This is a genomic window from Ectobacillus sp. JY-23, from assembly GCF_023022965.1.
GTDB lineage: Bacteria > Bacillota > Bacilli > Bacillales > Bacillaceae_G > Ectobacillus.
In genome coordinates, this window is record NZ_CP095462.1 from 3,042,090 (window position 1) to 3,062,614 (window position 20,525).

A 20,525-nucleotide genomic window follows, 5' to 3' on the forward strand; every position below is an offset into this window, starting at 1 on the left:
TGGTAAGTTATGCGCATAATGAGCATTAATACTTACTTCTTATGTATGAGGGAAAATATGAAAAATTTGGTTTCTATACTAGTTCCTAGACAAGTGCTATTATTGTTAATCTTATCAACAGGATTATTAAACCATGTTCTCTTACTTCCAAATCTTTTACTAGCTTCTGGCCGTGATAGCTGGCTAAGTGTGATGATTACTTATCCCATTGCGTTGCTATTGGTATGGTGTATTTACTACATAGCCAAGCATAATAATCCCGAGGGGTTTTATCCTGCAATTCGTAAGAGATTTGGTAGCATGGTTTACTATGCAATGGGGGCGCCTCTTATTCTTTTTTTAATAAGCAGCGCTTACATCACTTTTAAGGATTTAATGATTTGGTTAAAGGCGTATTTTTTGGTGGATTATTCTATATTTATAATTACGATTCTTCTTCTAGTTGTTTGCTTTATTGTGACACTTGCAGGCATCAAGTATATGGCGATTTCGGCCGGTGTATTACTTCCTCTTGTTGTTTTAGCCGGCATTTTTATTTCTATCACGAATACACCCCTGAAAGACCCATCTCTTTTATTTCCTGTTATGTCAAATGGATTGCTACCTATTTTAAAAGGCATGATGTATACCTTATCCGGGCTATTAGAAGTATACTTGGTCGTTCTTTTACAACCCTATATGCAAAGTAGGCTTAAGCGTAAGCACTTGCTTATCTTAGTTACGTTTTTAACGATTCTCATATTCGGCCCCTTATCTGCGGCAATTATGGAATTTGGACCCATGCAAGCAAATCATTTTAGATATCCGGCATATGAGCAGTGGAGAATCATGAATATTGGACAGTATGTTTCTCATTTAGATTTTCTGGCGCTATATCAATGGTTGTGCGGGGCAGTGATTCGAATTGGTTTGTTTATGTTTTTAGCCGGTGCTTTTTTTACAAAACAAATAAAGCATTACAAGCTTCGGCCGTTTAGCATCCTGCTTTTATATGGCTTATTACTTGTTTTAATGTTAGTGAAACTTGAAACATACACGTTTTATCAATGGATTTACCGTTATTTTCTGCCAGCCTGTATGTTTTTGTTTGTAGGGCAAATTGTACTAGCAACCCTTCTTACCATTCTGATGAAGAAAAGAGAGGACAAGCATGAGGGAGCGTAAAAAGAATAGGATACTGGAACAATTGCATAAGCAGTTTTTACATAGCCAGGATTTAATATTTAAAAAGCATGAAATACAAGGCATTGAGATGGAGCTCGTATATTTTGAGAGTTTAACGAACAGCCAATATTTAGATCAATTTATCCTGCCAAGATTAGAAGGCCATGATGTACCTGAAAAGCTACTGCGCTCCCTTTTTCAAGCTGAAGATATCACAGGTCGTTCTATTGATTCCATTTCGCATTTTTTATTTAAAGGATACGTTTTATTTATATTTCAAGAATCTGTTTTTACGATTGGTGCTGGTGACCTGCCAAAACGAGCACCTGAAGAATCGTCTCTTGAAACCTCTATACGTGGTCCTAAAGATGGATTTGTGGAAGATATGAAAACTAATATATCTTTAATTCGTCGAAGATTGCATACGTCGTCTCTGTGCGTAGAGAAATATACGATCGGAGCCCGGAGTAATACGGAGGTGGCTCTTCTTTATTTGAAAGATGTTATTAATCAAAATGTATTGACTGAAATTCATCAGAGATTGCAAAAAGTAGACATAGATATACTTACAACAAGCCACGAGTTGGAGGCATATGTAGATGATCGCCGGTATAGCATTTTTCCAACAATGGACTATACGGGCAGACCTGATTTTATTGTAGAAGCTTTAAACCAAGGGCGTTTTGCATTGATAGTAGATGGAAGTCCTACGGTTTCCTTCGCCCCTATCAATTTACTGATTCAAACGAAATCCCCTGAGGATACACACCTTAGCTATACCATCGTCTCTGTGGAAAGATTCATCCGTGTTGTAGGTATTTTCATATCTGCTTTTTTACCGGCTGTTTGGGTAGCCTTTTCTGCTTACAATATTGAACAAATTCCTTATTTGCTCGTGGCCACAATTTCCGTTTCTAGATTTGGGCTGCCATTGCCTGCACCGATAGAAATGTTTATTGTTCTATTTTTGTTTGAACTATTCAATGAGGCAGGTGTTCGTTTACCAAGAGCCATCGGTCAAACCGTTGCTGTGCTAGGAGGATTAATCGTCGGGGATGCTGCAATCCGCGCGGGGCTGACCTCGCCGACGATGCTTGTGATAGCTGCCATTACCTATATCTCATCTTTTACTCTTGTCAATCAATCCTTAAGCAGTGGAATCACCATCTTACGGTTCTTTATTTTGATATTGAGCACATTTTTCGGACTGTTCGGCGTTACGTTAGGTTTTATTTTAACTGTTCTTTATTTATCTACTGTATCATCATTCGGTGTTCCTTATCTAAGTGCACTGGCTCCTGTTAGTATACAGGAAGTAGCGCGCGCTTTTTTGAGAATGCCAGGGAATTTATATAAGGAACGTGCTCATTCTACTCATCCTAATGATTCAACAAGGGAAGATGGTCAATGAAGAAAGTTGTACTGTTTGTATTATGTTGTATGATGATTTCCGGTTGTGCCGGTTTAAAAAATATTCAAGATTTGACGTATATTATAGCAATTGGCTTAGATTATGATGAAAACAAAAAGGAGTATATCGCTTACTTACAAGGGTTAAATTTTGTGAATGTAGCAAAGCAAGAAGGAAAGAGCTCCGCAAACAACATCCCTAATTTTATTGGTTCAGCGCGGGGAGAAACATTAAATTTAGCGGTTAGTAAGCTATATAAATTGACAGACCCTCCCTTATTTTTTGGACATATTCGAACCATTGTAGTGACAAATCGCTTGACGAATAGTGCCATGAAAAAGTTTTTAACAGAAGTAGGAAGAAACCGATCTGTACGCGGTACGATACGATTGTTTATTACAGAGGAGAAAATAGAAGATGTGTTTCAGATTCAAGGATTATTTAATTACCCTTCTGTTTATACCGTTTTGTTTAAAGAAAGTGGAGCTAAAATCTTTAAAGATGAAATTCAGCCAGTGTCCCTCATGCAATTTTTACGAACTTATTATGAGCCAATGGGGATAGCGAAGTTACCAGCCATCAAAATCAATCATAAAGCTTGGAAATCGGAGGGCTCATATCCAACGGTTTTTATTGATGGTTATTCTGTTTTTCAAAATAGTGAAAGTAAGGGTATGATAGGAAGAAAAGACGCTTTTATTATTGATTGGATCTTAGGAAAAAACAATTCGTATACTGTACGAATTGAGAAAGATGACAAATTGATTGGCGTAGTAGATTTAGGCTCGCCTAAAATGAAAGTAAAATATGAAAAGGAGACAGATTATCCTGTATTTAGCATACAGCTTTCTGTTCAGGGGGAGCTCATCGAAAAAATTGAGCATATTTCTTATAAGGACTTGCTTTCAAAAATCGAAAAGGAGATTACCAATCAGATATATCAGGTATATGAAAAAGGAAGAAAGCAAGGAATAGACAGCTTAAATGTTGGAGAGAACTGGTACCGAAAGCATCCACAAAAGTATCATACACTTCAAAATCAGCCATCTTTTTACCTACACAAAGATTCGTTAAAAAAGATAAAAGTGGAAGTGGAAGTGGTGAACTTTAATAGCTATATTTATGATAAAAATACGAGGTAACAGAATAACTTAATTATACTATAACGTCATTGGCCCCGCCTATTCATGTTAAAAACTTGAAGTGGGGCCTTTTTATGAAAAAGTATAAATATATTTATTTACCGTATTTTCTGAATAATGTATCATTAATGTTGAAGTGGGATACTTACAATTCGCAAAGCCCCACTTAGATAATATTAGGTTAGGGGGCGTATATAACTAATACATACGATATGTATGAAGCAGAAAGTGGCAAGGTTATTAAGGCATCACATATTATGAAATGAGAAAGGTAGAGAATGGAATGAAGATACATACGAAGGGCTCGTGTTATATATTCATCGTCACTTTACTTGTGCTATTGCAGTTTAGTAATATATCTGCTGCATTTGCCGCCTCAATTGTCACACCTGCCAAAGGTTTAGAAGAAACAATTAAGCAAGAAGCATTAGAGCGTCAAAATCTTAAAAAGCAGTCTTTTCATCAAAGAGATAAACAAGGTGTAAATAAATTTATGAAACCATCTACTTTTGCTGCAACGGAAAAAAGTGCAAAACAACCTGACAGCAGACGCCAGGTAAATGTTACTGGAGCTATTCAAAAGGATAAAACAAAAGTAAAAGCAGGCAGTGTAGTGATCTATAGTCTTGACGGAAATGGATATGATGAATACACTACGGCCATTACCAAGGGTGTATTTAGCCTGTATTTACCAGACGGCGAATATATACTAGAACGATATTACGATGAAACTACTCATGAGTCGATTAACACTTCTTATCGTTTTACAGTAGCAAACGGAAAATCAGTGCCTGAAAAGCTATCCATTGTTGTGCCTGCAAATAATGTGAAAGGGTTTATCCAACAGGCAAAAAATATCATTCCAATGGGAACGGTGTATATCACAAGTTTGAATGAAGCAGAACCAAAAGCATATGAATCTCGTATCCTAAAAGGACAATTCAAGCTATATTTGCCAAAAGGGCAATACAAAGTGGAAGGCTATTATGATGATACGAAGAGACAGTTTGTTACGCTTTCCCAAGAGTTCTCAATAAAGAACAACAAAAATGCTCCCCTTACTATTTACGTTCCGGCAGATAATGTAAAGGGAACGGTACAAAAAGGAAAACAAAAGGTGAATGAGGGAGAAATTCAATTCCGAACAAAAGATGATTCTGCTTGGTATAGCGCTCGTATTCAAAATGGTACATTTAGCTTATATATGCCGGACGGAGAATATGAAACGGATGGATATTTTGATGAAGAACGACAAAGGTATGTAAATCATTCTTATTCCTTTACAGTCAAAAATGGGAAAACCAAACCAGCACAGCTTAAAATACAAGTACCTGAGGATAATGTAAAAGGGAAAATAACAAAGGCAGGACAGCCTATTCAGAGAGGCTTTACAGAGTTTAAAAATATAGATTCGGAACGCTTCTTTGAAGTAGAGATTCAAAATGGTCAATTTAGTTTGTATATGCCTGATGGCCAATATGAAATGACGGGATATTATAATGTAGAAACAGGTTTGTATGTGCCGTTTACATACAAGTTTGCTGTGGTGAATGGAAAAGCGTCACCAGCTTTTCTTCACATTGATATACCGGCTGATAATGTAACAGGTATTGTTTCTAAAAACGGCAAGGTAGTAAAAAGTGGACTTGTGTCAATCCAAGATACAGAACACTTCTACTCCTATGAAGCAAACATTCAAAATGGTCAATTCAGCTTATATCTACCAGATGGAGAATATGAGATAGCTGGTTATTATGATGTCGAAAGAGATGTATTTACGGCATTTTATCAAATCTTTACCGTAAAGAATGGCAAAGCAGAAGTAATCTCTGTGAACGTGCCGGCTGATAATGTGACAGGAACAGTACAAAAAGCAGGGCAACCTGTGCAAAGAGGTACGCTCATTTTATATGAAGGTGAGTCTGGTACAGAAAAATGGTATAGTGCAGAAATTAAAGATGGACAAATCAGCTTGTATTTACCGGACGGGACGTATACAACGGAAGGCTATTATGATATGGAAACAGGAAATGTTACAGCATTTCGTTACACTTTCACAGTGAAAAACGGAACTGTAGCTCCGCTTCGTATTGAAGTACCAGCAGATAATGTAAAGGGAACTGTAAAGAAAGAAAATGGTACTGCATGGGGTATCCTGCAATTGCAAGCGGTTGGTGATGAGGAAGAGCTTTACCATGTGAGTGTGAATGAAGGAAGCTTCAGCTTATATTTACCGGATGGCACCTATCAAGCAGTAACATACTTGGATATGGACCTACTGGAAGAAATACCTGTGAACTATACGTTTACAGTGTCAGGTGGCAAAACAACGCCAGCAGAATTGGAAATCACAATTCCTGTAAATAAGAAATGATGAAAGGCCCTGCATAAGCAGGGTCTTTTTAAGTTGAGTCAAAGGATCCACATGTACCGTATGAATAAAGTTTGAAAACCATCTTAATAATAAAAGCGATTTCCAAAATAGGTAGGCTGTGTTAAAGCCTAATGTGGATCATTATCACTTGTTGAGTGGAGTAAAGGGGGTGAGAGGATCCCGCATGTGCATAGCGAACCTCCCTAATGGAAATCAGTGAACTTTAACACAGCCAATAGATAAAGGAGGAATCCATTAAGAGATGAAGCTTACTTTTATATCGAGTCATGACGTACAAAAAAATGCTATTACAGCTTTACATGAACGAGGTGTACATACAGAAGACATTGCAAAGCTAACATATTTTTTGCAAGAGAAATATATACCGTGTTTGACTATAGAGGAATGTGTGGAGAATGTGGAAAGTGTACTGAAAAAAAGAGAAGTGCAGAACGCTTTGTTAACGGGAATTGAGCTAGATATACTGGCAGAAAAAGGAGCATTATCTTTTCCTCTTCAGCAAATGATAAAGGCAGATGAAAGCTTGTATGGTGTGGATGAAACATTAGCATTATCCATTCTAAACTTGTATGGAAGTATTAGCTTTACTAATTATGGCTACATCGATAAGTTGAAAGAAGGTATTTTACACCTGCTGAATGATAAGTCTACAGGGCACGTACACGCTTTTTTAGATGATTTGGTTGGTGCGATTGCAGCAGCTGCTGCAAGCCGATTGGCACATCGATATCGCGCAAAGCTGGAAAGTGAGCATAACCCTGAATAAATTTTTATTCTGCTTGGCTCCTACTACAATCGTAGGAGCCACTTTTTGTTAGGGGAGCAAATACGTATATAATAGTGGCTTTTTTTACACCATATTCCTAAAGTCAAAATCATAAAGGTGATGTCATGAAATTAATAGGGGCTATATTGTTAATAACACTTCTTGTATTTGGGTTTGGAATAGGAATGGATTTGCTACAGGGCTATTCTCTTGGTTATTTCTTCACGACAGGTCAACATATCTTTATGGTGCTCAGGGGGTATGATTATTTGACAATCACGCTCTATATATTCGTATTTCTAATATCTATCCGCAGACAGAACAATTACCGTGCATGAGCAGCTTTCCGTTTTTTGATGTGCATAATGACAAACAGTAGAAAGGGAATGCCGAATTGAAAGGGTAAATGTAGATAATATGTTACATAGTCGATTCCCTCTTGTATATGGGCAGCAAAATTAGGTGCAATAAAGGAAGAAGAAAGAACAACGACAAGGCCTAATGGATAGACAAGTTGTTTTTCTTCCTTAATACCAAACAACTGTGAAGCTCCTCTTGTGGCGGCATATAGGAAAACAATAATTTTAGAAAAGCCCAAAACAACCATAATGATAACAACAAAGGCATCTAGTCTTTCTAAGAAATCCCCAATTTTAATGAGAGAAACTGTTAAAAGAATCGGGAATGTAGCATGTGAGACTGCCTCTACTCCGATAGTAGCCAAGTGAAAAAGCATTTCAACCATTAATATACATCCGCTTATCACTACGGCGCCTATACTGATTTTGGTCACGTGTTTAGGTTCTTTTAAAAAGGGAAACAGCATTGTAAATGCAATCATTTCGCCAAAAGGAAAGGTTACTACGCCTGGAAATATTGTTTTTAATATAGGTTTCCAGCCTTCTGCCAGTACGGGCTTTATATAGTCAGGATGTACTGTGCCAGATACAAGCTGCAGAATAGTTAAAAGAGCAAAGGGAACAAGAATAAGCCAAATCATAACCATGGACATACGTCCAATCACTTCGAAGCCAAGGCTGGCTATATAAGCAACTGCCAGCATCATGCAGGTATTTAGAATAAAGGGAGACGTATACGGATATGCCGCTACAATTAAAAGTGAACCAAAATCTCGTAAAACGCGTGAACAAATGTATAAAAAGTATGCGATATAAAAAAGACCTACAATCTGTCCTAGTCGCTTCCCAAGCAGCTTCTGCAGATATTGTATAAGTGATAAGTTTGGGGCGTACTTATACAGTGAAATGTAGATAAGTAATGGAAGGATGGCCACTGCGGTTCCAATCAAGATGGCAATCCAAGCGTCTTGTTTAGCACTCTTTCCCACATCAAGGAGGACTGCGCTTCCCAGTTCAAATAAGATAATGATATAAAACATTTCAATTGTATACACGTGGTGTTTTTGCATAGTGTCCTCCTTGCTAACGGACTGTCGGGAAATGGTCTTGAATCATGCCGGAACGTCTAAGAGTGGTATGTACCGTAACGTGAAGCTTAGCTTTAGCAAATTGCTCTTCCCACTGTTTTTCATATGTGTTCCAAACCCGTGGGCTATTGCGATATAAAAATTCTCCAAAGCCGAAAATATCGCTCTTCTCTTGTTGGACAAGGCGCACTGCATGTTCAATTTCACGCTTTACTTCTTTACTCATCTTTGTTTCAATTTGCTTAATTACATCAGGATTGGTAATCGCAACATCTTCACAATCTACTGCTTCAATTTCGGCATCTTGGTATACGGAAACGTGTAGAATCGGGGTCCCTTGTTGAAAGCTTACCTTCTTTTTACTTTTGGCAAATAAGATTTCAGAACTAATGTACTTGTTTTTAGCGCATGCAGCTGAGACAATCGTATGTTTTAACTGATTACCTATATATAGGACAGCTTTTGCATCAGTGCCGTCAAGCCAGCGAACTAAACGCCCTTGCTTATTAAGAATACCTACGCCACTGAGTACAGAAGACACAGGGTGTGTTTGTTCTACATAGCTCGCTTGTGATTTTTTCTTGGTATCACCTTTGACAGTTACACCGCTGATAATTGCTTCTTTTCCTGGTGTGACAGTGTTCATTACGAGCTCGTTTAAAAGAACGTTGGGATTTTCTCCTAGTACCTGTCCCGTATTTTTTAGTTTTCCAATGATAGATTGAGTAGGAATTTTATTTAAAACAGTCAGAGTATCTAAAACAGTGCTGGCAGTCGTATCTCTTGCGATTACAACTGGAATATTAGTACGAAGACTTTGATCACGCTCGAGGGTGTCCAGTGCTTCAGCTAGACCACGGCGGGCCATTTCCTCTCCAAACACAATTAAAGCAGTATGGGCATAAAAATTTTGTCTCGAGATACTTTTAGAAGCATTGCGAGCCGCTGAGACAATTGTTTTTCCAAAGCCGCTTTGATTTAGGATTTGCAAGCCGCTGTTACCACCAGAGCCTCCTTGTGTGCCGGCGGCTTGACTCGGGTCCACAATTTGAAAGGTAACTTTATACTGATGTTCGTTTACTATATCGATTCCCATTCCAATTACAACAGCCATTTCATTTAATTCTGCTTGACTTCCGCACCCTGCTTGATAGATCAGCATACAAATAAGAGCTATATAGCCCATAATTCGTTTCAGCATGTTACGATTCTCCTTTTTGCGGTGATCGGACTGTTTGTTTAGGGGTTGAATTTGTCTTGATATCAAAAACTCTTGCCCAAAAACTTTTCTGACTAGATCTTTGCGCACCTTGCACACCGGGAAGCTTGGTACTAACAAACAGTTCTCCAAAGGAGTAGAGACTACATGTATGAGCTAAAAGGACAAGAAACCCGAGCAAGATTCCGTAAAAGCCTAGTAAGAATGCTGCTATCATAAGAACGAAGCGAAGAATCCTGGCAGTAGCAGCCAAATTATAGCTAGGCAGTGTAAAGCTCGAGATGGCTGTGATGGAGACCACTATAATCATCGCAGTCGATACGATTCCTGCTTGTACCGCCGCTTGTCCTAATACAATCGCTCCAACGATAGAAACAGTTGGGCCAATGATACGAGGCATGCGTATGCCAGCTTCTCTAAGAAGCTCAAACAGCAGCTCCATCAAAAAAGCCTCTATAATGGCTGGAAATGGAATACCTTCCCGCTGTGCATATAGACTGATTAAAAGGTGTGTTGGAAGCATGGATTGATGATGTGTAATTAAAGAGATATAGATGGAAGGTGCAAGCAAAGCAACCAAAAAGGATACAAACCGCAGTCCTCGTATAAAATAGCCAATCTGTTTTCTTTCGTAATAATCCTCTGGTGATTGGAAGAATTGAAAAAAGGAGACAGGTGCAATTAAAACGAATGGTGTTCCATCCACAAATACAGCGACCCGCCCTTGTGAGATGTCGCTTGCTACTACATCAGGTCGCTCTGTGTGATAAACGGTTGGGAATACGGTGTGTGTATTATTTTCAATCAGCCTTTCAATATCACCTGACTCTAAAACCATATCCAGATTACTTGTTTGCAGCTTGTTTTGCACTTTCATCAGCACTTCTTCATCAACAATGCCTTCTACGTACATAATTTCTACGCTTGTCTGTGAAAGTGTTCCAATCTCCATGGCTTCAACCCTCAGTTTAGGATTTTTAATTTTTCTGCGCACTAGAGCTGTGTTTGTTCTAATACTCTCTACGAAGCCTTCCTTTGGTCCTCGAATTGTTGTTTGTGTTGATGGTTCGGTAATAGAGCGGCGTTCGCCTCCGCGCGTGCTCGCGATGATTGCTATGTGACATCCATCAATAAATACCGCGGTGTCACCCTCCAAAATGGCTCGAAATACTTCCTTCCATCTAGAAGTAAGATTCAGTCCGCTTGTGGTTACTAAATTATTTTGCAGACAAGACGCTATTCCGTCTGTTGTCATTCGTTCGTTTGTGTCCCATAGCTCTATTAAAGGTTGAATAACAGATTTTGATACCAGCTTTTCATCAGAAAGCCCTTCAATTCGTACAAGAGTAGCGGAAGAGAGATGTTTTTTTCCTAGTGTTATATGTCGTATAGATAGGTCTGTGCTGTCGCCGAAATCCTGTTGAATGCGAGCTGTATTTTGGACTAAAGAGATGAAAATTTCGTCTTTATGTTCTTCTTGTTGCATCACATGATGATTTTTCATAGAAACGTACTCACCTTAATTTTTTGGCTGTTAACAATCGTATCTCCTATTTTAAGGATGTTTATTCTTCATACTCTATTTGGAGCAAAGAAAATGAAAATCTGATAGAAATACGAATAGGCATACATAGAGTGTTAGGCGATTCTAATTCGACGCGTATATAATTACATTGACTTTTCGTATATATTTACTTAGAATTTTAAAAAGACGTAATTTCTTATCTAGAGAGGTGGAGGGACTGGCCCTTTGAAGCCTCGGCAACGGATTCCTTTGGAATACCGTGCCAATTCCAGCAAGCTGCGCGCTTGGAAGATGAGAAAGGACGAAGATGCTTTTGTGAGGTAAAAGTATGTTCAGCTCCTTTCTTGGTGTAGGAAAGGGGCTTTTTTATGTATAGGCTGTGTTAAAGCCCAATGTTAATCATTTGCACTTGTTGATTGGAGTGAAAGGGATGAGACTCCCTGACCGCTCGCTGAAAGCGAACCCCCGTAACGGAAAGCAACAACAAACCATTAACCGAGCCTATGTATAAAAAATCAAAAGCCCTACATAAAAGGAGGATGAAATGAAACAGATAGAGCAGCAAGCACCGTCTGCATATTTACAGATTATAAAAGAATCAAAGAAGATTGGTTTTAATCAATTTTGTGACTATAAAACAGGCTTTTTCTTAAAAGGATTAGCCGCAGCGAAACAAAGTGGCAGATTTTTAGAACTGGGAACAGGAACAGGGGCATCGGCTTCTTGGATTTTAGAAGGTATGGATGAAACCAGCACATTGATAACTGTTGATATTGATCCTGCTGTTCACGCCGTAGCAAAACAAATGCTGGGACATGATACACGTATTACATTTCATTGCGAAGAGGGAAGTGCATTTATTCAAACGATGACCGAAACGTTCGACTTTATCTTTGCGGATACATGGCCAGGAAAATTCGACTTGCTGGATAAAACACTAGAGCAGCTGAATGTTGGTGGATTTTATGTCATTCATGACGTATTACCGCATGAAAAATTGCCGGAAGAGTACCGTATTAAAGCGCCAACGTTAGTGCAAGCATTGCGAAATAGAAAAGATATGACTATAACTGAGATGGACTGGTCTACAGGCGTATTACTAGCAATTAAAACAGCAGAATAAATATAAGAGGAGATTCTAAACATCAGCGTATTGCTCCTTAAAAAAAGTGATAGATTAAGTAAAAAGTGAAAACTGTGAGGAATCTTACGATGAAAAAATGGATGAAAATAATTCTATTATCTTTCATAGCGCTATTGGTATTTATAACCGCATGCTTTTTGATTTGGGCGCAAGCTGCTTATAAGCCCACAAAAGAGGCTCTTTCTCTTGTGCAAAACAAAGAAGATGGAGCTATGGTATTTGGCAATCCAAATGCTGAAACAGGTATTATCTTTTACCAAGGTGCAAAAGTAGAGGCGGAGGCATACAGCTATATTGGATACGAGCTACAAAAGAAAGGCTACTTCACTGTTATACCGCAGTTGCCATTGCGTTTTGCCATTTTTGATGTCAATAAGGCAGACGAAATCATCAAGAGCTACCCACAGGTAAGAAGGTGGTATATAGCGGGTCATTCTTTAGGGGGAGCGATGGGTGCTAGGTACGCTTATGAAAATAAAGATAAAGTCGCTGGGATCATGTTTCTGGCTGCTTATCCAGCAGATGACCTTTCCAACACGTCTATTCCAATTCTGTCCGTTTATGGTGAAAGAGATGGAGTGGCTACGCTGTCACAAATGAAAGAGAAAGAACAGCTTCTTTCCAAAAACACTACTCTACATATGATTAAGGGTGGAAATCATGCTCACTTTGGCATGTATGGTGAGCAAAAGGGCGATAATAAAAGTACGATTACAGCAAAGCAGCAACAAAAGGAAACCATTGAAGTTATGACAGAATGGTTAAATAGGCAACACTAAGGAGACAACGTATGAGCGTTGTCTTTTTATATGGATTCACAATATGGTGTATTTCTAAAAAGAGTTTCATTTTTAATACTTTTTTAAGAAATGGTTTATAAGTCTTTTAGTTTTATCCGATATGATAAAGGAAGAACAACAACGACCTAGAGGGGGATAGGAATGAATACATTTTGGTTGAAGAATGTCTTACTAGAAACAGGTTATAAATATGAAGATGATGTGGTAACAGAAACAGAGACAGCTCAATTTCATTTATTTATTGAAGATGGAACGATTCAAAATATAATCAGTGCCAATGAAGATTTACCAGCAGAAGCAAGTTATTATGATGCGTGTGGTTTATTAGTGTTGCCTTCGTTTGCTGAAATGCACATTCATCTCAATAAAACTTATTATGGGGGACCCTGGAAAGCCCCAACACCCAATCCAAGCGTTTTTAAAAGAATAGCTGAGGAGCAAAAATTACTTCCTGAGCAGCTGCGTTTTGTTAAGGAAAGAGCGAAGAAAATTTTAAATCAGGAATCCTCTAGTGGGACAACTTTTGTGAGAACACATTGCAATATTGATCATTCTATTGGTTTGCACCACCTTGAGTTAACGATGGAAGTACTAACAGATTACAAGAATAAACTAGACGGGGAAATTGTAGCATTCCCGCAACATGGTTTATTGAGAAATCATGCGGTTTCCTTGATGAAGGAGGCTTTGAGAACCGGTGCAAGCTTAGTCGGCGGATTGGATCCTGCTACTGTAGATGGAGATATTGAAAAATCGTTATTTACGATGATGGATTTGGCAGTAGAATTTAATGTGGATATTGATATGCATCTACATGATGACGGTAGCTTAGGAACGTACACGATGAAGCGCTTAGCGCAACTGACAGAGGAAGCAGGGTGGCACAATCGTGTTACGATTAGTCATGCATTTGGACTAGGAGCAGTTTCTTCAAAAGAAGCTGAGGACTTAGCTGAAACATTTGCAGCGTTAGGTATTCGTATTGCGTCTACTATACCTGTTGATATTCCAGGTGTACCTGTCCCGCTGCTACAGGCTAAAGGTGTTGAGATACAACTTGGTACGGACAGTCTCACAGATCATTGGGATCCATTCGGTACCGGCGATATGTTAGATAAAGCCAATATTCTGGCACAACGCTTTAGGTGGATTGACGAGAAATCATTGGGACAGGCGTTACCATTCATTACAAAAGGAAAGTGTTCGCTTGATTGCAATGGAAAGCAACAATGGCCAAGGATTGGTGATAGGGCGGATTTTATATTAATAAAAGCTTCTTCCGCAGCAGAGGTTATTGCTCGTAAGCCGAACAAACGAATTGTTTTTTACAAAGGGCAATCTGTAGCAGGAGAATTACCTCCAGTAAAAATGGAAAGACAAAACTAAGGATGAAATGCATGTCAATTAAAACAAAATTTTTACTATCCTATATCGTAGTGATATGTATATCCATTATTTTAATGTTCGCTGCAGGCTTTTTAATATTGTTTACAATTACAGGAGATGCAAAATCGGTAAAATATTTCTATAAAAACTCTCATATTAATAAACCGCTAAGTGCGGCTGAGGAAAGCGCATATTTGGATTTGAAATTTTTAGCGAAGCATACACCGAATGAGCTATTAGACATGAAACATGTTGAGAATAGACCTAGTGTTGAAGTTGTGATTCGAAAGGGTCATAACGTCACATATGCATCATCACCATTAAACCGAAATGCAGTTTCAAAAGCGTTACCCGATTTTGAAGAAGGTAACATTCGTATACGAGATACGATGCAAGTGAATGATACCTTTTACACATACGTAAAATTTGATTTTTTCTTTCCTGATAACGAAGAAGGAAGTATATTTGTGCTTCGTAAGATTAGCTCATATACAGAGCTTGTCCGAAATCTATTTCCCATTCTATTTGGCTTACTGTTGCTGTTTTTAATTGTGACGCTGGGAGCGGTCAATTATATCGTTTCGAGGAGCATTATTAGACCGTTACTCATCTTAAAGAGAGGCACTGAACGCATTTGGGAAGGTGATTTAAACTTCAAGCTATATGGGAATTCTCAAGATGAAGTTGGGCAGCTTACACAATCCTTTGAGGAAATGAGAAAAAAGTTAAAAGAATCCATCGAACTGCAGCTGCAGTACGAGGAAAGTAGAAAAGAGCTGCTCTCTAATATTTCACATGATTTAAAAACTCCAATTACATCCATTATTGGTTATGTAGAAGGCATTCGTGATGGCATAGCAAATACGAAAGAGAAAATGGATAAATATTTAACTACAATTTATACAAAAGCTAAGGATTTGGATGCTCTAATTGAAGAATTATTTTTATTTTCAAAGCTTGATCTACAAAGGATACCATTTGTATTTGAGAAGGTGAATATCTCTCAGTATGTGCAGGATTATGCAGAAGAGCTGCAATTAGATTTGCAAGAACAAGGAATAGAGGTTATCGTAAAACACTCATGTTCCACTCCTATTGATGTAGAACTAGATCGTGAAAAAATCAAACGTGTATTCTCTAACTTAGTGCATAATAGCGTGAAGTATATGGAAAAGGAGCAGAAGCAAATTCAGATTTCTTTACATGAAGATTTAGATGCTGTTACCGTGCAAGTGTCAGATAATGGACCGGGTATTCATTCTGCAGAACTACCGTATATCTTTGAACGTTTTTACCGAGTAGAGCAATCAAGAAGCAAGCAAACAGGCGGAAGTGGTCTCGGCCTGGCGATTGCAAAACAAATTGTACAGGGGCATGGTGGTACAATCTGGGCTAATAGTGAAGAGGGAAAAGGATTGGATGTATTCTTTACTTTACCGAAAGCAAAGAGGGAGGATACAGTATGAAGCATATTTTAATTATTGAAGACGAAGAAAGTATCGCAGAATTACAAAAGGATTACCTTGAAATCAATGGATATCAGGTAGATGTAGAACTATCAGGTGAAACCGGGATGCAGCGCGCTTTGCAAGGAGGATACGATTTAATTATTTTGGATATTATGCTGCCTCAAATCAATGGGTTTGAAGTCTGTAAAAAAATAAGATCTGCTGTTGATATACCCATTTTGCTAGTATCGGCAAAGAAAGAAGAAATTGACAAAATACGTGGTCTTGGTTTAGGAGCGGATGACTATATTACTAAACCATTTAGTCCGAGTGAGCTTGTCGCAAGGGTAAAAGCGCATCTCGCTCGATATGAACGATTAGCCGGAAGCGGCTCTGTCCAGCAAAGCAATTCTATATATGTGCATGGCATTACAATCGATAAAGCGGCACGACGTGTCTATATTCACAATGAAGAAGTTCCGTTTACTACAAAAGAATTTGAATTACTTACATTTTTTGTTCTACATCCTAATCAGGTTTTAAGTAAAACACAGCTGTTTGAAAGTATTTGGGGCTATGATTCAGCCGGAGATGTGTCTACAGTTACGGTACATATCCGGAAATTACGTGAGAAAATAGAACGCGATCCCGCACACCCGCAGTACATAGAAACCCTATGGGGAGCAGGGTATCGGTTTAATATATAGGTTGTGTTACAGTCTTTGGAATTTTCAACATAAACTGTTCTTGGATTGTACAACAAAAACTATGATAAAAAAGCAGATTTCTTTTATCGAAATTCTGCTTTTTAGCAGTTATATGGCAAAACTTTTTATAATACCTGTAAAATAACTGTATAGCAGTAAAAAAGTTGCAGTTATGGGGGCGTTTTGTTTGAAGAAAGAGAGAATAAGAGAGTATGGCATTAAAATTGGGCGGCTACAGCCAGGCTCTCGCAATGCGATTACTGATGTAGAGGGTATCACAGTAGGACATGTTACGTTAAGTGAGGGAGATATGCAAACAGGGGTAACAGCTATTGTCCCTCATCAAGGTAACATATTTCGAGAAAAGCTTGTCGCTTCTAGTCATGTGATTAACGGTGTTGGAAAAACGCTCGGAACGATTCAGATTGAGGAACTGGGTACGCTCGAAACACCTATCGTGTTAACCAATACGTTAAGTGTTGGCATCGCGGCAGATGCTCTGATTGAATATATGCTAGATGACACGCCTGAAATTGGCAGAACGACAGGAAGTGTGAATCCTGTCGTCTGTGAATGTAACGACATGCTTTTGAACGATATCCGTGCCGGGTTTGTTACAAAAGAGCATGTGCTACAAGCTCTTCGAAATACTTCAGTAGAGGTTGAAGAAGGAGCAGTCGGGGCTGGGACTGGCATGCTTTGTTATTCATTAAAGGGAGGGATTGGGACGGCTTCTAGAATGATGGAGATGGAGCATGGCACATATACAATGGGGGTACTGATCCTTACTAATTTTGGAATTCTAAGTGATTTACGTGTCGATGGAAAAGCAGTGGGAGAAGAATTGCGCGATGCTATCTTGCACTCTTGGGAAGAAAAAGACAAGGGCTCTGTTATTATAATTGTGGCCACAGATCTGCCCGTATCTGAAAGACAATTAAAGCGCATTATAAAAAGAACAGTGGTTGGTTTATCGCGAACAGGATCAATCATTACAACCGGTAGCGGTGAAGTGGTAATCGGTTTTTCAACCGCTAATACAATTCCGCATCAACAAAAGCAGCTGCGTAAGCTTTCTATTGTTCCTGAGGATGACTTGGATGTAGCTTTTCGAGCTATCAGCGAGGCGACAGAGGAAGCGGTTTTAAATGCGTTAATTGCTGCGACACCTGTTGTTGGAAGGGACAAAAATGAAAGACCCGCACTGTATGATTTGCTACAGGAATATGGTATCTCTTTAAAGTAAAAAAGCTCCTGCACACAGGAGCTTTTTACTTAGGATGATAACTGCCCAATCACAGATGGAGAAGGGTGTGTCATCGCATAAGGATTTAAAATAGCATCTAACGTACTCTCATCAAGAACATTGTAAAGCAAGCACAGTTCACGGACCGATTTTCCGGTTGAAACAGCTTCTTGTGCAATACGTGAAGCTGTTTCGTATCCGATATGGGGACTGATTGCTGTAATGATGCCAACACTGTTGTCTACATATTCCTTCAGCATGCTTTCATTAGCTACAATGCCTTCTACACAATACTTTCTGAAGACCTCAAAGGCATTATTCATGATACTGATAGACTGTAGAAGATTGAAAACGAGAACGGGCTCCATTACATTCAGCTCCAGCTGACCAGCCTCAGATGCTAAACAAATGGTATGGTCGTTACCAATTACCTGAAACGCAACTTGATTGATTAATTCCGCCATAACAGGATTCACTTTGCCAGGCATGATAGAAGAACCTGGTTGTCGCGGCGGAAGCTGAATTTCTGCTAAGCCCACCCGTGGTCCTGAGGCCATAAGTCGTAAATCATTGGCAATTTTAGACATATTCATCATGCATACCTTAAGAGCAGCAGAAACCTCTGTATAAGCATCTGTGTTTTGCGTGGCATCCACGAGATGCTCAGCGCTTGTTAAAGGAAAACCGCTAATAACAGATAAATACCGTACAACAGCCTCAATATAGCGAACATCGGCATTTAGACCTGTACCAACTGCCGTAGCACCGATATTGACTTCATATAAGTGCTGACATGAGATATTCACACGTTTAATATCTCGTTGTAATACACGACTGTAAGCTTCGAATTCTTGTCCCAGACGAATAGGTACTGCGTCTTGCAGGTGCGTACGTCCCATTTTAATAATATGATCAAACTCAGCACCTTTTTTAGCAAAAGCTTCTTGTAGCTTATTCATGGTTTGCAATAATGCTTCCGCCATCTGTAGTGCTGCAAGGTGAATGCCAGTCGGAAATACATCGTTGGTGGACTGTGACATGTTGACATGGGTATTGGGGCTTATATAAGCATAATCGCCTTTATCTCTTCCCAGCATTTCAAGTGCACGATTGGCAATCACCTCATTCATGTTCATGTTGAGAGAAGTTCCTGCACCGCCTTGGATGGGATCGACGATAAACTGCTCCAGCAACTGTCCGTCGATAATTTCTTCTGCTGCTTTGACAATGGCTCTTCCTATTTCGGATGGCAATCGCTTCGATTCCATATTCGCCAAGGCACATGCTTTCTTGACCATGGCAATCGCTGTAATTAAAGATGGGTGAATACGATAGCCCGTGATAGGAAAGTTTTCTAAAGCACGCAATGTTTGCACCCCGTAATAAGCCTCTTTCGGAACATGCTTTTCTCCTAAGAAATCTCGCTCGATGCGTGTAGCATTCACAATTTTCACGTCTCCTTTTTATTTGAAGCTTTGCCAATGGCCTCTGTAAATGGCAGTTGCGATTTACAGAGGCTAAAAATAGGTAATTTGGATAAGGTTTATTCGAAAGTTCCTTTTACGAGTGTTTGGCCGTGCTTTACCATAACTTTCCCTTGTGCAATGACTGTATCGATTTGTAATGTATCTTTTGTCAGGAGCACAAGATCAGCATCCTTTTCAACTTGCAGGCATCCTTTTTGGTTTAGCCTTAACACTTGTGCAGGATTAGCTGTTATAACTTGAAGAGCAGTTTCCAGCGGTATCCCTTCAATCAAAACGGCGTCACGTACTTCTTGGAACAGAGAAGACACTTTTCCGACCTGTAGGCCTTGATACTCACCAGTTGCATCAAATAATGGAAGGCTTGCTTGCCCATCTGAAGAGAAGGTGATACATCCAACTGGAACACCTTCTTCCAGCATAAGGCGCAGGGCAGTACTACATTTTACTTCACCTTCCTCTAAAAACTGAGGAATGGTGCTTGTTGTGAAATCCACATATCCACCGCGTTTGGCATAGTCAATGCCACCCTGGAACAACTCTTCATTTCGGTTGATATGAGTGGGATGAAAATGACGAATCGGAATATTGGTGCGATCCGCTACTTCGTGAAGTAAAGCTAACTTTTCTTTTCCATCTCCCAAATGAATTTCCAGCAGTCCAGCTTTACCTGATAAAATGCCGCCGTTTCGCGCCGCAGTGGCAATTTTGACAAACTCTTCAAAGGTAGGTTCAGAAGAGCGGTGGTCGGAAATAGCAATCTCGCCGACACCAATAATTTTATCAATCAAGATAATGTCTTCTTCAATTCGACCTGTTAATGTTTTTACTGGTACTTGATAAGAACCTGTATGAATCCAGCAGGAAACGCCTTCTTCCTCTAAAGCCCGTGCTTTTGCCAGTAAATCTTCCATTTTGCGGGTTGTACCATCAGTTCCTAGGACACCAATTACAGTTGTAATACCAGATGTGGTGAGGTCACTTAACATGAGCTCCGGGGTGCGGGTTTTAAAGCCGCCCTCCCCGCCCCCGCCAATGATGTGAACATGTGAATCAATGAATCCCGGAACTACAAGTAAGTCTGTTGCATCGATAACTTGAACGGGAAAATCATCAGGGACTGTAAGATTGTCGCCCAAATATGCAATTTTCCCGCCTGCAATTAAAACATCTTTATATCCGATCTCATTGGGTGCATATACATATCCGTTTTTTATTAATGTAAGCAATTCTTCTTTCCC

Annotated in this window: 16 protein-coding genes and 1 riboswitch; of the genes, 11 read left to right on the forward strand and 5 right to left on the reverse strand. The window is 39.2% G+C overall.

From position 1 onward, the window contains the following. Positions 1–57 precede the first annotated feature (57 nt). The 5 genes from MUG87_RS15435 to MUG87_RS15455 all read left to right on the forward strand — a co-directional run bounded on the left by MUG87_RS15435 (position 58) and on the right by MUG87_RS15455 (position 6,878). Positions 58–1,164 carry an endospore germination permease gene (locus MUG87_RS15435; RefSeq protein WP_247083309.1) on the forward strand — a complete coding sequence of 369 codons (1,107 nt, stop codon included), beginning with the start codon at positions 58–60 and terminating at the stop codon, positions 1,162–1,164. Continuing rightward, positions 1,151–2,575 carry a spore germination protein gene (locus tag MUG87_RS15440; protein ID WP_247083310.1) on the forward strand — a complete coding sequence of 475 codons (1,425 nt, stop codon included), beginning with the start codon at positions 1,151–1,153 and terminating at the stop codon, positions 2,573–2,575. The genes MUG87_RS15435 and MUG87_RS15440 overlap by 14 nt, the downstream gene beginning before the upstream one ends. Then, complete coding sequence (locus tag MUG87_RS15445; protein ID WP_247083311.1) at positions 2,572–3,717, forward strand: Ger(x)C family spore germination protein; 1,146 nt, start codon at positions 2,572–2,574, stop codon at positions 3,715–3,717. Before MUG87_RS15440 ends, MUG87_RS15445 begins: the two co-directional genes overlap by 4 nt. A 283-nt stretch (positions 3,718–4,000) precedes the next feature. Beyond that, positions 4,001–6,091: a hypothetical protein gene (locus MUG87_RS15450; protein ID WP_247083313.1), complete on the forward strand. Its 2,091-nt coding sequence runs from the start codon at positions 4,001–4,003 to the stop codon at positions 6,089–6,091. 262 nt (positions 6,092–6,353) lie between these two features. Then, on the forward strand, positions 6,354–6,878 hold the full coding sequence (locus MUG87_RS15455; RefSeq protein WP_247083314.1) for a phosphatidylglycerophosphatase A family protein: 525 nt from the start codon (positions 6,354–6,356) through the stop codon (positions 6,876–6,878). 325 nt (positions 6,879–7,203) lie between these two features. Here the strand turns inward: MUG87_RS15455 and MUG87_RS15460 are convergent, their stop codons facing one another. Genes MUG87_RS15460 through MUG87_RS15470 form a run of 3 tightly spaced genes read right to left on the reverse strand, consistent with a single transcriptional unit; the run spans position 7,204 to position 11,048 of the window. After that, positions 7,204–8,307 carry a GerAB/ArcD/ProY family transporter gene (locus tag MUG87_RS15460; protein WP_247083315.1) on the reverse strand — a complete coding sequence of 368 codons (1,104 nt, stop codon included), beginning with the start codon at positions 8,305–8,307 and terminating at the stop codon, positions 7,204–7,206. A gap of 13 nt (positions 8,308–8,320) precedes the next feature. Then, positions 8,321–9,526 (reverse strand): Ger(x)C family spore germination protein, encoded by a 1,206-nt coding sequence (locus MUG87_RS15465; RefSeq protein WP_247083316.1) that lies wholly within the window; start codon positions 9,524–9,526, stop codon positions 8,321–8,323. 1 nt (position 9,527) lies between these two features. Then, positions 9,528–11,048 (reverse strand): spore germination protein, encoded by a 1,521-nt coding sequence (locus MUG87_RS15470; RefSeq protein WP_247083317.1) that lies wholly within the window; start codon positions 11,046–11,048, stop codon positions 9,528–9,530. A gap of 214 nt (positions 11,049–11,262) precedes the next feature. Next, positions 11,263–11,367, forward strand: a riboswitch (SAM riboswitch). 246 nt (positions 11,368–11,613) lie between these two features. Here MUG87_RS15470 and MUG87_RS15475 point away from each other — a divergent pair. The 6 genes from MUG87_RS15475 to MUG87_RS15500 all read left to right on the forward strand — a co-directional run bounded on the left by MUG87_RS15475 (position 11,614) and on the right by MUG87_RS15500 (position 17,800). Further along, complete coding sequence (locus MUG87_RS15475) at positions 11,614–12,192, forward strand: O-methyltransferase (protein WP_247083318.1); 579 nt, start codon at positions 11,614–11,616, stop codon at positions 12,190–12,192. A gap of 89 nt (positions 12,193–12,281) precedes the next feature. After that, positions 12,282–12,992: an alpha/beta hydrolase gene (locus MUG87_RS15480; RefSeq protein ID WP_247083319.1), complete on the forward strand. Its 711-nt coding sequence runs from the start codon at positions 12,282–12,284 to the stop codon at positions 12,990–12,992. A gap of 162 nt (positions 12,993–13,154) precedes the next feature. Then, positions 13,155–14,399, forward strand: a complete 1,245-nt coding sequence (locus tag MUG87_RS15485) for an amidohydrolase (protein ID WP_247083321.1) — start codon at positions 13,155–13,157, stop codon at positions 14,397–14,399. Between the two features lie 11 nt (positions 14,400–14,410). After that, complete coding sequence (locus tag MUG87_RS15490) at positions 14,411–15,865, forward strand: sensor histidine kinase (protein WP_247083323.1); 1,455 nt, start codon at positions 14,411–14,413, stop codon at positions 15,863–15,865. Further along, the gene (locus tag MUG87_RS15495) at positions 15,862–16,554 is read left to right on the forward strand and encodes a response regulator transcription factor (protein ID WP_247083325.1); all 693 of its coding nucleotides are present in this window, start codon (positions 15,862–15,864) and stop codon (positions 16,552–16,554) included. Before MUG87_RS15490 ends, MUG87_RS15495 begins: the two co-directional genes overlap by 4 nt. Positions 16,555–16,741: 187 nt before the next feature. Then, a complete protein-coding gene (locus MUG87_RS15500; RefSeq protein WP_247083326.1) occupies positions 16,742–17,800 on the forward strand; it encodes a DmpA family aminopeptidase in 1,059 nt (352 codons plus the stop codon). A 29-nt stretch (positions 17,801–17,829) separates the two neighbouring features. Here MUG87_RS15500 and aspA read toward each other — a convergent pair whose 3' ends face one another. Together aspA and iadA are read right to left on the reverse strand one after the other, a co-directional pair. Further along, positions 17,830–19,245: an aspartate ammonia-lyase gene (gene aspA / locus MUG87_RS15505; protein ID WP_247083328.1), complete on the reverse strand. Its 1,416-nt coding sequence runs from the start codon at positions 19,243–19,245 to the stop codon at positions 17,830–17,832. A gap of 98 nt (positions 19,246–19,343) precedes the next feature. Beyond that, the gene (gene iadA / locus MUG87_RS15510) at positions 19,344–20,513 is read right to left on the reverse strand and encodes a beta-aspartyl-peptidase (RefSeq protein WP_247083330.1); all 1,170 of its coding nucleotides are present in this window, start codon (positions 20,511–20,513) and stop codon (positions 19,344–19,346) included. Positions 20,514–20,525: the final 12 nt, after the last annotated feature.

What these genes read in the sequence shown, in the direction of transcription:
- MUG87_RS15495 (WP_247083325.1), top strand. Translation starts at nt 15,862, where the DNA reads ATGAAGCATATTTTAATTATTGAAGACGAAGAAAGTATCGCAGAATTA.
- MUG87_RS15435 (WP_247083309.1), top strand. Translation starts at nt 58, where the DNA reads ATGAAAAATTTGGTTTCTATACTAGTTCCTAGACAAGTGCTATTATTG.
- MUG87_RS15480 (WP_247083319.1), top strand. Translation starts at nt 12,282, where the DNA reads ATGAAAAAATGGATGAAAATAATTCTATTATCTTTCATAGCGCTATTG.
- MUG87_RS15455 (WP_247083314.1), top strand. Translation starts at nt 6,354, where the DNA reads ATGAAGCTTACTTTTATATCGAGTCATGACGTACAAAAAAATGCTATT.
- MUG87_RS15475 (WP_247083318.1), top strand. Translation starts at nt 11,614, where the DNA reads ATGAAACAGATAGAGCAGCAAGCACCGTCTGCATATTTACAGATTATA.
- MUG87_RS15465 (WP_247083316.1), bottom strand. Translation starts at nt 9,526, where the DNA reads ATGCTGAAACGAATTATGGGCTATATAGCTCTTATTTGTATGCTGATC.
- MUG87_RS15485 (WP_247083321.1), top strand. Translation starts at nt 13,155, where the DNA reads ATGAATACATTTTGGTTGAAGAATGTCTTACTAGAAACAGGTTATAAA.
- MUG87_RS15490 (WP_247083323.1), top strand. Translation starts at nt 14,411, where the DNA reads ATGTCAATTAAAACAAAATTTTTACTATCCTATATCGTAGTGATATGT.
- MUG87_RS15460 (WP_247083315.1), bottom strand. Translation starts at nt 8,307, where the DNA reads ATGCAAAAACACCACGTGTATACAATTGAAATGTTTTATATCATTATC.
- MUG87_RS15440 (WP_247083310.1), top strand. Translation starts at nt 1,151, where the DNA reads ATGAGGGAGCGTAAAAAGAATAGGATACTGGAACAATTGCATAAGCAG.
- MUG87_RS15445 (WP_247083311.1), top strand. Translation starts at nt 2,572, where the DNA reads ATGAAGAAAGTTGTACTGTTTGTATTATGTTGTATGATGATTTCCGGT.
- MUG87_RS15450 (WP_247083313.1), top strand. Translation starts at nt 4,001, where the DNA reads ATGAAGATACATACGAAGGGCTCGTGTTATATATTCATCGTCACTTTA.
- MUG87_RS15470 (WP_247083317.1), bottom strand. Translation starts at nt 11,048, where the DNA reads ATGAAAAATCATCATGTGATGCAACAAGAAGAACATAAAGACGAAATT.